This is a genomic window from Yinghuangia aomiensis (assembly GCF_039542225.1).
Lineage (GTDB): Bacteria > Actinomycetota > Actinomycetes > Streptomycetales > Streptomycetaceae > Yinghuangia > Yinghuangia aomiensis.
Genome location: NZ_BAABHS010000009.1, coordinates 101,254 through 114,862, shown reverse-complemented (window position 1 = coordinate 114,862; position 13,609 = coordinate 101,254). Strand labels below are relative to the sequence as shown.

Genomic DNA, 13,609 nt, shown 5'->3' with positions numbered 1-13,609 from the left:
CCCACCTTCGTGGGCATGCCCGCGTTTCCCGACATGGCCCGCAAGGAGCTGGCGAACCGGCAGTTGCGCGCCAACCTGCGGAACGCCACCCACACCATCCGCGCCAAGCGCGCCGCGGTCGTCCGCGAGGTTCCCGACTGGGAGAAGCTGCGCCGCGCCGGGGCCGCCATCAAGGACGACGTCCTCGCGCATCTGCCCCGCTACCTGGAGCAGTTGGAGGCCAAGGTCACCGCGGCGGGCGGCACCGTGCACTGGGCACGCGACGCCGCCGAGGCGAACGCGATCGTCGTCGACATCGTCCGCGGCCACGGCGCCGAGGAGGTCGTCAAGGTCAAGTCGATGGCGACCCAGGAGATCGGCCTCAACAACGCGCTCGCCGCGGCCGGGATCCATGCGTGGGAGACCGACCTGGCCGAGTTGATCGTGCAGCTCGGGCACGACCTCCCGTCGCACATCCTGGTCCCGGCGATCCACCGGAACCGGTCGGAGATCCGCGACATCTTCGCGCGCGAGATGCGCCATGCCGGCACCCCGGCACCCGCCGGGCTGACCGACGTGCCCGCGGACCTCGCCGAGGCGTCGCGCCGCCACCTGCGGGAGAAGTTCCTGCACACCAAGGTCGCGATCAGCGGCGGCAACTTCGCCGTCGCGGAGACCGGGACGGTGTGCGTCGTCGAGTCCGAGGGCAACGGCCGCATGTGCCTGACGCTGCCCGACGTGCTGGTCACCGTGCTGGGCATCGAGAAGCTGCTGCCGACGTGGCAGGACATGGAGGTGTTCCTCCAGTTGCTGCCGCGGTCGTCCACCGGCGAGCGGATGAACCCCTACACATCGATGTGGACGGGCGTGACCGACGGCGACGGGCCGCGCACCTTCCACCTGGTGCTGCTCGACAACGGCCGCACCGACGTCCTCGCCGACGAGCTGGGGCGGCAGGCGCTGCGCTGCATCCGCTGCTCGGCCTGCCTGAACGTGTGCCCGGTCTACGAGCGCGTCGGCGGCCACGCCTACGGCTCCGTCTACCCGGGCCCGATCGGCGCGATCCTCACGCCGCAGCTGCGCGGCATCAACCAGCACGAGGTGGACGAGCAGACCGCGTCGCTGCCGTACGCGTCGTCCCTGTGCGGCGCGTGCTTCGAAGCGTGCCCGGTCCGCATCGACATCCCGGCGATCCTCACCCGCCAGCGCGCCCAACTGGTCGACCTCAAGCGCGGGCCGTCGCACCCCGCCGAGAAGGCCGCGATGGCCGCCGCGGAGTGGACGTTCGGCGAACCGTGGCGGCTCGGACTCGCCCAGCACGCCGCGTCGTTCAGCCGGCACTTCATCGGCCGCAAGGGCCGCATCAGACGGATCCCGCACCTGCTGGCCGGCCCGGTGGCGGGCTGGACGGACAGCCGCGACGCCCCGGCGCCGCCGCCGGAGTCCTTCCGCTCCTGGTACAAGCGCACCGCCGGCGGACACGACGAAGAACCCGAAGGATTCGCACCGGCCGACGCGGCGAACGGGGACGAGCGATGACCGCGCCCACCACCCCGCCCCCGAACCCGGGGCTGCCGTCCGAGGCCAAGTCCGAGATCCTCACCCGTATCCGCGGCGCGCTGGCGCAGCATCCGCCGGAGCGCGTCGAGGTGGACCGCACGTACCGCCGCGAACGGCAGGAAGGCACCGACGTCGTCGGGGTGTTCGCCGACCGGCTCGCGGACTACGACGCGACCGTGCGGTACATCAGGACCGGCGACATGATCACCGCCGCCGACGACCTGCTCGCGCTCGCCGGCATCCGCCGGATCGCGGTGCCCGACCTCGACAGGCGGCTGGCCTGGCTGGCGGCCACCGGCGTCGAACTGGTCGTCGACGATCCGCCGCTGTCCGACACACAGTTGGAGGACATCGGTGCGGTCGCCACCGGCTGCGCGCTGGCCATCGCGGAGACCGGCACCATCGTGCTGGACACCGGGCCCGACCAGGGCCGCCGCGCGCTCACCCTGCTGCCGGACTACCACCTGTGCGTCGTACGTGCGGACCAAGTCGTCGGCACCGTGCCCGAGGCCGTCGCCCGGCTCGACCCGACGCGGCCGCAGACGTGGATCAGCGGCCCGTCGGCGACCGTCGACATCGAGATGATCCGCGTCGCGGGCGTGCACGGCCCGCGCACCCTGCACGTCCTCGTCCTGGGGTGACCGCCGTCCCGCCCGGCCGGGGAACACCCGGCCGGGCGCACGGGTTCCCCGTACACCAGCACCGCACCACGGAGGCACGGCGATGAGCGACGAGGGGGCCCGGGACACGGGCGCGTACCGCATCGAACACGACTCGATGGGCGAGGTCCGGGTGCCCGCGGCGGCGAAGTGGCGGGCGCAGACGCAGCGCGCGGTGGAGAACTTCCCGATCTCCGGCGGCACCCTCGAACACGCGCACATCGCGGCGCTCGCGCAGATCAAGGCGGCGGCCGCCAAGGTCAACGCCGAACTCGGGGTGCTGGACACGGACGTGGCCGAGGCGATCCGGCTGGCCGCGGGCGAGGTCGCGGAAGGGCACTGGGACGCCGAGTTCCCCGTCGACGTGTTCCAGACCGGCTCGGGCACGTCGTCCAACATGAACATGAACGAGGTGCTGGCCACGCTCGCATCCGAGCGCCTCGGCCGGGACGTGCACCCGAACGACCACGTCAACGCGTCGCAGTCGTCCAACGACACCTTCCCGTCGTCGATCCACGTCGCCGCGGCCGAGGCCGTGACCCGCAACCTCGTCCCCGCGCTCGACCACCTGGCGCTGTCGCTGGGCCGCAAGGCCGACGAGTACTCCGAGGTCGTCAAGGCCGGCCGTACCCACCTGATGGACGCGACGCCGGTCACCCTCGGCCAGGAGTTCGGCGGCTACGCGGCCCAGGTCCGGTACGGCGTCGAACGCCTCCGAGCGTCGCTCCCCCGCGTCGCCGAACTCCCGCTCGGCGGCACCGCCGTCGGCACCGGCATCAACACCCCGCCGGGATTCTCCGCCCGCGTCATCGAGGAACTCGCCGCCGCCACCGGGCTGCCGTTCACCGAGGCCCGCGACCACTTCGAGGCGCAGGGCGCGCGCGACGGCCTCGTCGAACTGTCCGGCCAGCTGCGCACCATCGCCGTCGGCCTCAACAAGGTCGCCAACGACATCCGCTGGATGGGCTCCGGCCCGCGCACCGGCCTCGGCGAAATCCACCTGCCCGACCTGCAGCCCGGCAGCTCGATCATGCCGGGCAAGGTCAACCCGGTGATCCCCGAGGCGGTCGGCCAGGTCGTCGCCCAGGTGATCGGCAACGACGCGGCGGTGGCGTTCGGCGGCGCGGCCGGCAATTTCGAACTCAACGTCATGCTGCCGGTGATCGCCCGCAACCTGCTCGAATCGATCCGGCTGCTGGCCGCGGTCGCGCGGATCCTGGCCGACCGCACGATCGACGGCATCACCGCGAACGCCGAGCGCCTGCGCGAGTACGCGGAAAGCTCGCCGTCGGTCGTCACCCCGCTCAACCGCTACCTCGGCTACGAGGAAGCCGCCCGGATCGCGAAGCAGTCCCTCGCCGAGCGCAAGACGATCCGCCAGGTGGTGATCGAACGCGGGCACGTCGCCGCCGGGCGCCTCACCGAAGCCCAGCTCGACGAGGCCCTCGACGTGCTGCGCATGACCCGCCCTTAGCCGAACAGTTGGCAATGCGCCGCCATCCGTCCGTCCCGCCGCGTACCATCCCGGCATGACGGCGGACGGCGCACAGCGCACTCGGCCGGAGGCTTGGGCCCCCGGCGACCACATCCTGTGGCGGTACCTGCGGAACGGCGAAGTACTCGACTGCCGCCCGGTGACGGTCGTGCGCGACGACCCGGACCAGCTCGCCGTCTGGCTCGCGGGCGGCACCCGGCGGATCAAGCCGGTCCTCCCGGACGGCGGCGACATCCGCGCGCTGCCGATCGACCGCCGCTTCCGCGCGGGCCGGATCCCGGCGGTCGCCGAGTGGTTCGGCACCGGCGTCCTGATGCTCGCGCGGCCGGACGAGCCGTGGTCGGTCTGGCTGTTCTGGAGCCCGGAGTGGCGCCTCAACGGCTGGTACGTGAACCTCGAACGCCCCCGCGTCCGCTGGTCCGGCGGCGTCGACACCGAGGACCACACCCTCGACATCTGGGTCACCCCCGAGCGCCGCTGGCACTTCAAGGACGAGGACGAACTCGCCGCGTCCCGCGACGCGGGCCGCTACACCGACGCCGACGTCGCCGCCATCTACGCCGACGGCCACCGCGCCATCGACGTGATCAAAGCGTGGGGGCCGCCCTTCGACGGCCCGTGGCCGGACTTCCGCCCCGACCCCGCCTGGCCGCTCCCCGGACTGCCCGCGAACTGGGCCGAGGTCCCCGCCGCCGCGCCGACGGAAGCGGTATAGGTCGAGTCGTCGGCTTGTGGTCCCCGCGACGGAGGCGTGCAGACTAGGCGCATGCATGACGAGGTGGACATATCTGCGTTGCGTCGGCGGCGGACGGTGAAGTGGCGGTCCGTCGAGGGGGACGTGCTCGCCGCCTGGGTCGCCGAGATGGACTTCGCGGTGGCGGAGCCGGTTCGGGAGGCGGTCACCGACGCGGTCGCGCGGCAGGACTTCGGGTATCCGGACGAGGATGCCCGGACCGGGCTGCCCGACGCGTTCGCGGCGTACGCGGCGCGGACGTGGGGGTGGCATGTCGACCCGTCGCGCGTCGGCCTGGTGCCGGACGTGGTCCGCGGGATCGAGCTTGCCCTGGAGGCGTTCTCGCCGCACGGGACCGGCGTGGTCGTGCCGGTGCCCGCATATCCGCCGTTCTTCGACGTCGTCGCGCGGTCCGGCCGGGAGGCCGTCCCGGTGCCGCTGACCACCGCGGACGTGCCGAGCGACCGGCCGATCCTGGACATCGACGCGATCTCGCGCGCCCTCGGCGCGGGGTCCCGCACCGTGCTGCTGTGCAACCCGTACAACCCCGTCGGCCGCGTCTTCACCCGTCCCGAGCTGCTCGAACTCGCCGGGGTCGTGGACTTCCACGGCGCCCGGGTGATCGCCGACGAGATCCACGCCCCGCTGGCGATGCCCGGCGAGACGCACACCCCGTACGCGTCGATCCACCCCTCCGCCGCCGCCCACAGCGTCACCGTGACGTCCGCCTCGAAAGCCTGGAACCTCGCCGGACTCAAGTGCGCCCAGGTCGTGCTGGGCGACGCCGGGACCGCCGCGACGTGGTGGTCGATCCCGGACTTCGCCCGCAACGGCGCCACCACGTTCGGCATCGCCGCACAGATAGCCGCCTACGACCACGGCGGCCCGTGGCTCGCCGACACCGTCGCCTACCTGGACGGCAACCGCCGCGCATTCGACGAGGCCGTGGCCCGGCACATGCCGGAACTCGGGCACCGCGCCCCGGAGGGCACCTACCTGGCGTGGCTCGACTGCCGGGCGCTCGGCTTGGCCGACCCTGCGGCGTTCTTCCTGGAGAAGGCCCGCGTGGCGCTGGCCGACGGGCGCCGGTTCGGTACGGTCGGCGACGGCTTCGTCCGCCTCAACCTGGCCACCTCACGGCCGATCCTCGGCGAGATCACCGCACGTATGGCCGCTGCCGTGGAGAGCGTCCGCCGCTGACTCAGGCCGGCTCGGCCACCCGCACCGGCAGCCCCGCCACCGCGTTCCGCAGCGACGCCGCCAACCGGCCGAATTCCGCCGCCCGCCCGGTGCTCGCCCGCATCACCAGCCCGATGCGCCGGTAGGGAGCGGGCGCCGAGAACCGGGCCACTTCCAGCTGCGACCCGGGCCGGGTCTCCACGTTGATCGCGGTCTCCGGCAGGAGCGTCACCCCGAGGCCGCCCGCGACGAGCTGCACGAGGGTCGGCAGCGAGGCCGCCCGCGTCGCGCCCGCCTCGCCCGCGCCCACCTCGCGGCACACGTCAAGCGCCTGGTCGCGAAGGCAGTGCCCCTCGTCGAGCAGCAGCACGTCGAGGTTCCGCAGCGTCTCGCGCGGCACGTCGCTCCGCCCGCCGAGCGCCGATCCCTCCGGCACCACGAGCGTGAAATCCTCGTCGTACAGCGGGATTTCGTCGACACCGGGGACACCCGCCGGGAGCGCCAGGACGAGCAGGTCGAGCCGCCCCGCCGCCAAGCCGTCGAGCAGCGAGTGGGTCTGCTCCTCGTGCACGTACAGGTCGAGTTCGCGGTACTCCGCGCGCACCAGCCGCAGCAGCGAGGGCAGCACGTACGGCGCCACCGTCGGGATCACGCCCAGGTGCAGCGGACCGGTGAACGGCCGTCGCGCGGACTCCGCCTCGTCGACCAGATCCTCCAGGGCGGCGAGCACTCTCCGTGCATGCCGGGCGACCCGCTCTCCGGCCGGCGTCAAGAGGACACGCCGCGTGGTACGTTCCACGAGCTGAGTCCCCAACGCCTCCTCAAGTGCCGCCACCGCACTCGACAAAGCGGGCTGGCTGGTCCCGACGACGGCCGCCGCATCGCGGAAATGCAGCGTGTCGGCCACCGCCGAGAACGCTCTGAGCTGGGCAATCGTCGGCATCCGGGTACTGATAACTACTCCCTATCAAATGATCAGGATCACTCTATTTCTCTGATCAATGAAAACATGGCACGGTGACCTGCGTACGTCCGAACGGCACACGAGCCCAGTGTGCCGGGCACCATCGCGGAGGAGACCCAGTGCTTACTGTCGGTAACCAGTTCCCCGAGTACGACCTGACGGCGGTCGTGTCCCTCGACGCGGACAAGGCGTTCGAGCAGATCTCCAACAAGTCGCACGACGGCAAGTGGCGCGTCGTCTTCTTCTGGCCGAAGGACTTCACCTTCATCTGTCCGACGGAGATCGCCGCGTTCGGCCGCCTCAACGAGGACTTCGCCGACCGTGACGCGCAGATCCTCGGCGTCTCCGTCGACTCCGAGTTCGTGCACTACGCCTGGCGCAAGGACCACCCGGACCTGAACGACCTCCCGTTCCCGATGCTGTCCGACCTCAAGCGCGAGCTGGCCGAGGCCTGCGGCGTGCTGAACGCGGACGGCGTCGCGGACCGCGCGGTCTTCATCGTCGACCCGAACAACGAGATCCAGTTCGTGATGGTCACCGCGGGCTCCGTCGGCCGGAACCCGGAGGAGGTCCTGCGGGTCCTCGACGCGCTGCAGACCGACGAGCTGTGCCCCTGCAACTGGCAGAAGGGCGCGGAGACGCTGGACGCCGCCGCGCTGATGGCGGGCTGACCATGGGTCTCGACGTCCTCAAGGCCGAGCTGCCGGAGTACGCCAAGGACCTGAAGCTCAACCTGGGCTCCGTCGTCGGCAACTCCAAGCTCCCCGAGCAGACGCTCTGGGGCACCGTGCTGGCCTGCGCGATCGCGTCGCGCAGCCCGAAGGTGCTCCGCGAGCTGGAGCCCGAGGCCAAGACGCACCTGTCGCCCGAGGCGTTCGACGCGGCCAAGGCCGCGGCGGCGATCATGGCGATGAACAACGTCTACTACCGGGCCATGCACCTCATCGGCGACCCGGAGTACGGCAACCTGCGGGCCGGGCTGCGCATGAACATCATGGCCAACCCGGGCGCCCCGAAGGCCGACTTCGAGCTGTGGTCGCTCGCGGTCTCCGCGATCAACGGCTGCGGCCGCTGTCTGGAGTCGCACGAGCAGGTCCTCCGCAAGGAAGGCCTGCCGCGCGAGACGGTCCAGGAGGCGATCAAGATCGCCGCGGTGATCAACGCGGTCGGCGCGACGCTGGAGGCGGAAGCCGTCATCGGCTGACGCACCCGCACACACCGGACGGGCGGTACGGAGGACTCCTCCGTACCGCCTGTTCGCGTTTCCGGTACACCCGCAGGCCCTCGCAGGCCCTCACACCCCCTGAAGACCCGGCGCCGCCACCGGCCGCTCCGGGCCCGCTCAGCGCCGCGCGCCGACCCCCGCCAGCACGATCTCCTGGTACAGCCCCGGCACGTCCGGCACGCCCATCGCCTGGTACACCCCGCTGCCCGCGGAGATCGCCGTGCGGATCACCCGGTGCGCGAAGTCCGGGTCCACCTCGGCCCGGAACACCCCGGCCCGGATGCCGTCCTCCACCGCCCCGCGCCACGTCCGCGACACATGCCCGAACAGCGCGTCGAGCTCGCGGCGCGGCAGCTCCTGCATCGCCGACTCGTTGAGCTGTATCACCGACGCGACGCCGTGCTCGGCCAGCATCCGCACGGTCCGCACGATGAACGCGCCGATCTGCTCGACCGGTCCGGCCGCGTCCGCGGCGTCCTTCGCGAAGCCGGTGCGGAGTTCGTCGAGGAACTCGGCCAGCATCTCCGAGATCAGCCGCTCCTTGCTGCCGATGTGGTGGGCGAGGCTGCCCACCGGGACACCGGCCGCTTCCGCGATCTGCCGCGTCGTGGTCCGCGCGAAGCCCTGCTGGGCGAACAGCCCGCTCGCCGCGACCATGATGCGCGTGCGCGCGTCGGAACCCTCGAAGACGATCCGCGCGGGCACCGGCACCAGCAGCGCGGGATCGATGCCGCCGCCCGGGCACGACGGCCGCGCCGCGGCCAGCACCGCGCCGAGGTCGCGCGACTGGTAGGCGCCCGGCACCGCGATGCCGCGCACGAACCCGTCCACGATCCGGTCCGCGGCCTCGTCGGGGTCGAACACCCGGCCGGAACGCAGCCATTGCGCCATCGACCACGCGGTGCTCTGCAGCAGGTGCGCGACCACCTCGGGCGGCAGGTCCGGCCGGAATACGCCCTTCTCCCACCCGTCGCGGGCGGCTTCCACCCACAGCCCGGAGGCCTCGGCCGTGCGGTCCGCCAACCAGAAAAAACGTTCCGTCCTCGCCAGACGCCGGCCCTCGCCCACGCTCACGATCGTGCCGTCCGGATTTGCCTGGATCAGCGCGAGCGTCCCTCGAACAAGATTACGGAGCGCAACAATCGGGTCGGTTGTCGTACGAACCGCCGCGCGATAGCGGCGCAGGGCGTCGGCAATGACGTCCTCCATGATGTCCAGCAGCATCGCTTCCTTGGAAGGGAAGTGGTGATAAAGGCTGCCGGACAACAGTTCGGCCGCGTCGGCGATCTGACGCACGGTCGTCGCGCCGTAACCCTGCCGGGCGAAAAGCGCCCCGGCGTGCCGCAGGATTTGGGAACGGCGGTCCGAGGGCCGAACACGCGCGCCCCGTGGGTTTTCCCCCGTCTCGCTGTTCACGCTACTAAGCGTAATTGTCCGCGGGGCTCGCGGCAGTGGTGTGGACCTGCGAATTCCGTCACCCGGGCGAACCGGGGCTTGTCGGTACCGCCGACGGGCCGTACCGTGAGCGGGGATATCCTTGACCAAGTCATAGAATCGCATCGTGGAAGCCTGTCGGCGCGCACCACCCGATCCGGCGATCCGGGGGCCGGCAGCCCGGACGAGCAAAGGAGCCACTCCGTGGGCAACCCCGTCATCGTCGAGGTGGTACGCACCCCCATCGGCAAGCGCAACGGCCACCTCGCCGGGCTGCACCCGCTGCAACTGCTGAGCAAGGCCCAGCGCGCCGTCGTCGAGCGCTCCGGCATCGACCCCGAGCTGGTCGACCAGGTGATCGGCGGCTGCGTGACCCAGTCCGGCGAGCAGTCGGGCGACATCGTCCGGCACGCCTGGCTCTACGGCGGCCTGCCGCACCGCACCGGCGGCACCACCATCGACTGCCAGTGCGGTTCCGCCCAGCAGTCGGTGCACCTGATCGCGGGCCTCATCGCGACCGGCGCCATCGACGCCGGCGTCGCGTGCGGCATCGAGTCGATGAGCCGCAACCCGCTCGGCCACGGCGCCCGCCCTGGGCAGAGTTCCAAGCCGTCCGACTGGGACATCGATCTGCCGGACCAGTTCACCTCCGCCGAGCGCATCGCGAAGAACCGCGGCATCACCCGCGCCGACGTCGACGAACTGGGCTTCCGCTCGCAGGCCAACGCCAAGCGCGCGTGGGAGGAAGGCCGCTTCGCGTCGCAGGTCGTGCCGGTCGAGGCGCCGATCCTGGACGCCGAGGGCAAGCCCACCGGCGAGACCCGCACCGTCTCCGTCGACCAGGGCCTGCGCGACACCACCCGCGAAGCCCTCGCGAACCTCAAGCCGGTCGTCCCTGACGGCATCCACACCGCGGGCAACTCGTCGCAGATCTCCGACGGGGCCGCCGCGATCCTGCTCATGGACGAGGACAAGGCCCGCGCGCTCGGCTTGCGCCCGCGCGCCCGGATCGTCGCCCAGTGCCTCGTCGGCGCCGACCCGTACTACCACCTGGACGGCCCGAACGACGCCACCGAGCGCCTGCTCAAGCAGTCCGGCATGAAGCTGTCGGACATCGACCTCTACGAGGTCAACGAGGCCTTCGCCTCCGTCGTGCTGTCCTGGGCCAAGGTGCAGGGCGCGGACATGGACAAGCTCAACGTCAACGGCGGCGCGATCGCGCTCGGCCACCCGGTCGGCTCGACCGGCGCGCGCCTGCTCACCACCGCGCTGTCCGAGCTGGAGCGCACCGGCGGCAGCACCGCGCTGGTCACCATGTGCGCGGGCGGCGCCAACGCCTCGGGCACGATCATCGAGCGCATCTGACCTGAACGCTCCCCCGGACCCGGCCGCCCGTCAGGGCGCGCCGGGTCCGGCGCGTTCGCCGGGCATTCGCTCAGTTGTCCGGTTTACTCCCCACCGCGCCGGGTAGCTACGTCTTCGTACGCCTCGGGCTTCCTTCCCCCGCGGCGCACACGCCTCACCCGGCCCGGGCGGTGCGCTGGTCACCACCCCCGGTCCACGGCGAAGCACCCCGGCGGACGACCGGACCGGCACCCCGAGAAGCGCCCCGACCGGTACGCGCCGAAAACCGCAGACAACGCGTCTACGCGACGAGCCCCGCCCGGATCCCTCAGGGGGGCCGGACGGGGCTCGTCGTGCGCTCAGACGGGCAGCCAGGCCCGTTCTCGCGGCCGCCGGACGGCGCCGCCCCGCAGCGGGGCGCGCCGGGTCCGGCTCAGTACCAGTTGTGCGACTGCCAGAACGACCAAGCGCCACAAGGGCTGCCGTACCGGCTGTTCATGTAGCTCAGGCCCCACTTGATCTGCGTCTCGGGGTTGGTGCGCCAGTCCGAGCCAGCCGAGGCCATCTTCGAACCCGGCAGCGCCTGGACCAGACCGTAGGCGCCCGAAGACGGGTTGGTCGCCTTGTAGTTCCAACCGCTCTCGCGCTCCACGATGTTGCTGAAGCACTGGAACTGGGTCGCGCTCATCATGCTGCGCGCGATGGCCTTGGGGTCGCCCGTCGCGGCGCTGCCCACCGGCGTACGCGTGTCGGAGCGGCTCGCGCGGTCGGCGGCGGCCTTGTCCGCGGCAGCCTTGTCGGCCGCGGCCTTCTCCGCCGCGGCCTTGTCGGCGGCGGCCTTGTCGGCTGCGGCCTTCTGCTCGGCCTGGATGCGCGCGGCCTCTTCGGCCGCGGCACGCTGGGCCTCGTCATAGGCGGCGGTCTGCGCGTCCGCCTGCGTCAGAACACCGGAGCTGACCTGCTGCACCTGGGCGGTGCCCGGCACGTCGAGGAGCTTCGTGGTGGTGCTCGCGGTGTCGACCGTCTGGGCGTTGGAGGTCCCCGCGCCGGTACCCGTGATACCGACGACGGCGCCGACCGCCGTCACGGCCGTGGCAGAGGCCACGGCTATCCCCCGGACCGAAACCCGGCTCACACAAATTCCTTCCGCAGTCGTCCGTCGCCTGACGGCGGCAGACGTGCCTCACCCCTTGGTCGCGGGCCTCCCCTTCGTGCTGGTCACGGGAGGCTCTGGCCCGGCTCGCCCCGAAAGGCGGGCACTGCGTTCGGGCGGCGTACGGCGTCGAGCTGTTCAGTTTGCGTGGAGCTACGGCGAGTTCTCGCCGGTGTGTGCACCCGACAACGGGGCACACCAAGCCGTACGCGGGGTCCTACAAGTCAACGAGCGTGCCGCAGGACAACCCGCCAAGGCAATTTCCGCACGCGTGTCGAACGTCACAGCAGCGTAAAGACGGGCAACAAAACGGTTCTTCCGCGCGGCAGTTGTGACCGGGATTACGCTCGAACCTTTTCCCCGGCAACGTCCAGCCGGCGCCCAGCTGCGGCCCAGGAAGAACGCCGACAAGCCGGAAGGCCCGCCGGCGGCGGGCCTTCCGGTCGTACGGCACAGGGGTGTTCGGCCCCTTATCCGGGCAAATCCTCCAGCATCTCGGTCACCAGCGCGGCAATCGGCGAACGCTCCGATCGGGTCAGCGTGATGTGCGCGAACAGCGGATGCCCCTTGAGCTTCTCCACCACCGCGACCACGCCGTCGTGCCGCCCCACCCGCAGGTTGTCGCGCTGGGCGACGTCATGGGTGAGCACCACGCGGGAGTTGCTGCCGATCCGCGACAGCACGGTCAGCAGCACGTTGCGCTCCAGGGACTGCGCCTCGTCGACGATGACGAACGCGTCGTGCAGCGAACGGCCGCGGATGTGGGTGAGCGGCAGCACTTCCAACATGCCCCGCCCGACGACCTCTTCGATGACGTCCGCGGTGGTGACCGCGGACAGCGTGTCGAAGACCGCCTGCGCCCACGGGCTCATCTTCTCGTTCTCGGTACCGGGCAGGTACCCCAGCTCTTGGCCGCCGACCGCGTACAGCGGGCGGAACACCATCACCTTGCGGTGCTGGCGGCGCTCCAGGACGGCTTCCAGGCCCGCGCACATCGCCAGCGCGGACTTGCCGGTGCCCGCCCGGCCGCCCAGCGACACGATGCCGACCTCGGGATCGAGCAACAGGTCCAGCGCAATGCGCTGTTCGGCGCTGCGGCCGTGCAGGCCGAACACCTCGCGGTCGCCGCGCACCAGCCGGACGCGCTTGTCCGGCGTCACCCGGGCGAGGGCCTTGCCGCGCTCGCTCACCAGCACAAGGCCGGTGTGGCACGGCAGCTCGGCCGCCTCGTCGAGGGTGATTTTGTCGCATTCGAACAGATCGTCCACGTCCGACGCGGCGACCTGGAGCTCCGCCATGCCGTTCCAGCCGGACGTGTTGACGAGTTCGGCGCGGTACTCCTCGGCGTTCAAACCCACCGCGGACGCTTTCACCCGCATGGGGACGTCCTTGGACACGAGCGTCACGTCGTGCCCCTCGGCCTGGAGGTGCCGCGACACCGCCAGGATGCGCGAGTCGTTGTCGCCGAGCCGGAAGCCCGGGGGGAGGACCGTCGCGTCGATGTGATTCAACTCCACCCGGAGCGTGCCGCCGGCCTCCCCGATCGGCATCGGGCAGTCCAGACGGCCGTAGCGGGTGCGCAGTTCGTCAAGGCTGCGCAGCGCGTGCCGGGCGAAGTAACCGAGTTCGGGGTGGTGCCGTTTGGCTTCCAACTCGGTGATCACGATGACGGGCAGGACCACTTCGTGCTCGTCGAACCGCAAGAATGCGGCGGGGTCCGCAAGCAGCACGCTCGTGTCAAGGACGTACGTGCGGCGCTGCGGAGCACGGCGTTGGTTCGTGGCCACGGAATGCCTCGCCCCCTTTCAGGGCGCGCGCACCGGCGCCCTGATCGCTCGGAGTCCAGGACCCGGCCCGAGGGCCGGGTGCCTGGCCCTCCTGTCG

The 13,609-nt window shown here is 71.5% G+C and carries 12 protein-coding genes; 8 read left to right on the top strand and 4 right to left on the bottom strand.

Features of this window, described 5'->3' with window-relative positions:
* Window positions 1–15 precede the first annotated feature (15 nt).
* The 5 genes from ABEA93_RS14325 (at window position 16) to ABEA93_RS14305 (ending at window position 5,626) form a co-directional block, all read left to right on the top strand.
* Window positions 16–1,518, top strand: coding sequence for a LutB/LldF family L-lactate oxidation iron-sulfur protein (locus ABEA93_RS14325; protein WP_345676040.1), 1,503 nt, complete (start codon window positions 16–18; stop codon window positions 1,516–1,518).
* Window positions 1,515–2,180: a LutC/YkgG family protein gene (locus ABEA93_RS14320; protein WP_345675878.1), complete on the top strand. Its 666-nt coding sequence runs from the start codon at window positions 1,515–1,517 to the stop codon at window positions 2,178–2,180. Before ABEA93_RS14325 ends, ABEA93_RS14320 begins: the two co-directional genes overlap by 4 nt.
* Window positions 2,181–2,262: 82 nt before the next feature.
* On the top strand, window positions 2,263–3,672 hold the full coding sequence (locus ABEA93_RS14315) for a class II fumarate hydratase (protein ID WP_345675877.1): 1,410 nt from the start codon (window positions 2,263–2,265) through the stop codon (window positions 3,670–3,672).
* 55 nt (window positions 3,673–3,727) lie between these two features.
* Window positions 3,728–4,408 carry a ribonuclease FAU-1 family protein gene (locus ABEA93_RS14310; RefSeq protein WP_345675876.1) on the top strand — a complete coding sequence of 227 codons (681 nt, stop codon included), beginning with the start codon at window positions 3,728–3,730 and terminating at the stop codon, window positions 4,406–4,408.
* Window positions 4,409–4,459: 51 nt separating this feature from the next.
* Window positions 4,460–5,626, top strand: a complete 1,167-nt coding sequence (locus ABEA93_RS14305) for a MalY/PatB family protein (protein ID WP_345675875.1) — start codon at window positions 4,460–4,462, stop codon at window positions 5,624–5,626.
* A gap of 1 nt (window position 5,627) precedes the next feature.
* Here ABEA93_RS14305 and ABEA93_RS14300 read toward each other — a convergent pair whose 3' ends face one another.
* The gene (locus ABEA93_RS14300) at window positions 5,628–6,548 is read right to left on the bottom strand and encodes a hydrogen peroxide-inducible genes activator (RefSeq protein WP_345675874.1); all 921 of its coding nucleotides are present in this window, start codon (window positions 6,546–6,548) and stop codon (window positions 5,628–5,630) included.
* 140 nt (window positions 6,549–6,688) lie between these two features.
* Between ABEA93_RS14300 and ABEA93_RS14295 the strand changes: the two genes are divergently transcribed.
* Complete coding sequence (locus ABEA93_RS14295; protein WP_345675873.1) at window positions 6,689–7,240, top strand: peroxiredoxin; 552 nt, start codon at window positions 6,689–6,691, stop codon at window positions 7,238–7,240.
* A gap of 2 nt (window positions 7,241–7,242) precedes the next feature.
* On the top strand, window positions 7,243–7,773 hold the full coding sequence (locus tag ABEA93_RS14290; RefSeq protein WP_345675872.1) for an alkyl hydroperoxide reductase: 531 nt from the start codon (window positions 7,243–7,245) through the stop codon (window positions 7,771–7,773).
* A 138-nt stretch (window positions 7,774–7,911) separates the two neighbouring features.
* Here ABEA93_RS14290 and ABEA93_RS14285 read toward each other — a convergent pair whose 3' ends face one another.
* Window positions 7,912–9,354 (bottom strand): TetR/AcrR family transcriptional regulator, encoded by a 1,443-nt coding sequence (locus ABEA93_RS14285; protein WP_345675871.1) that lies wholly within the window; start codon window positions 9,352–9,354, stop codon window positions 7,912–7,914.
* Between the two features lie 78 nt (window positions 9,355–9,432).
* Here ABEA93_RS14285 and ABEA93_RS14280 point away from each other — a divergent pair, with 78 nt between their 5' ends.
* Window positions 9,433–10,593 (top strand): steroid 3-ketoacyl-CoA thiolase, encoded by a 1,161-nt coding sequence (locus ABEA93_RS14280; protein ID WP_345675870.1) that lies wholly within the window; start codon window positions 9,433–9,435, stop codon window positions 10,591–10,593.
* Window positions 10,594–11,005: 412 nt separating this feature from the next.
* On the opposite strand, the gene ABEA93_RS14275 is transcribed toward ABEA93_RS14280, so the two are convergent.
* Both ABEA93_RS14275 and phoH2 read right to left on the bottom strand, forming a co-directional pair.
* On the bottom strand, window positions 11,006–11,707 hold the full coding sequence (locus tag ABEA93_RS14275; RefSeq protein ID WP_486394307.1) for an aggregation-promoting factor C-terminal-like domain-containing protein: 702 nt from the start codon (window positions 11,705–11,707) through the stop codon (window positions 11,006–11,008).
* Window positions 11,708–12,195: 488 nt separating this feature from the next.
* Entirely contained in the window at window positions 12,196–13,512 is a 1,317-nt protein-coding gene (gene phoH2 / locus ABEA93_RS14270) for an RNA 5'-3' helicase PhoH2 (protein ID WP_345675868.1), read from the bottom strand.
* Between the last annotated feature and the right edge of the window lie 97 nt (window positions 13,513–13,609).

What these genes read in the sequence shown, in the direction of transcription:
- ABEA93_RS14325 (WP_345676040.1), top strand. Translation starts at nt 16, where the DNA reads ATGCCCGCGTTTCCCGACATGGCCCGCAAGGAGCTGGCGAACCGGCAG.
- ABEA93_RS14320 (WP_345675878.1), top strand. Translation starts at nt 1,515, where the DNA reads ATGACCGCGCCCACCACCCCGCCCCCGAACCCGGGGCTGCCGTCCGAG.
- ABEA93_RS14315 (WP_345675877.1), top strand. Translation starts at nt 2,263, where the DNA reads ATGAGCGACGAGGGGGCCCGGGACACGGGCGCGTACCGCATCGAACAC.
- ABEA93_RS14310 (WP_345675876.1), top strand. Translation starts at nt 3,728, where the DNA reads ATGACGGCGGACGGCGCACAGCGCACTCGGCCGGAGGCTTGGGCCCCC.
- ABEA93_RS14305 (WP_345675875.1), top strand. Translation starts at nt 4,460, where the DNA reads ATGCATGACGAGGTGGACATATCTGCGTTGCGTCGGCGGCGGACGGTG.
- ABEA93_RS14300 (WP_345675874.1), bottom strand. Translation starts at nt 6,548, where the DNA reads ATGCCGACGATTGCCCAGCTCAGAGCGTTCTCGGCGGTGGCCGACACG.
- ABEA93_RS14290 (WP_345675872.1), top strand. Translation starts at nt 7,243, where the DNA reads ATGGGTCTCGACGTCCTCAAGGCCGAGCTGCCGGAGTACGCCAAGGAC.
- ABEA93_RS14285 (WP_345675871.1), bottom strand. Translation starts at nt 9,354, where the DNA reads ATGCGATTCTATGACTTGGTCAAGGATATCCCCGCTCACGGTACGGCC.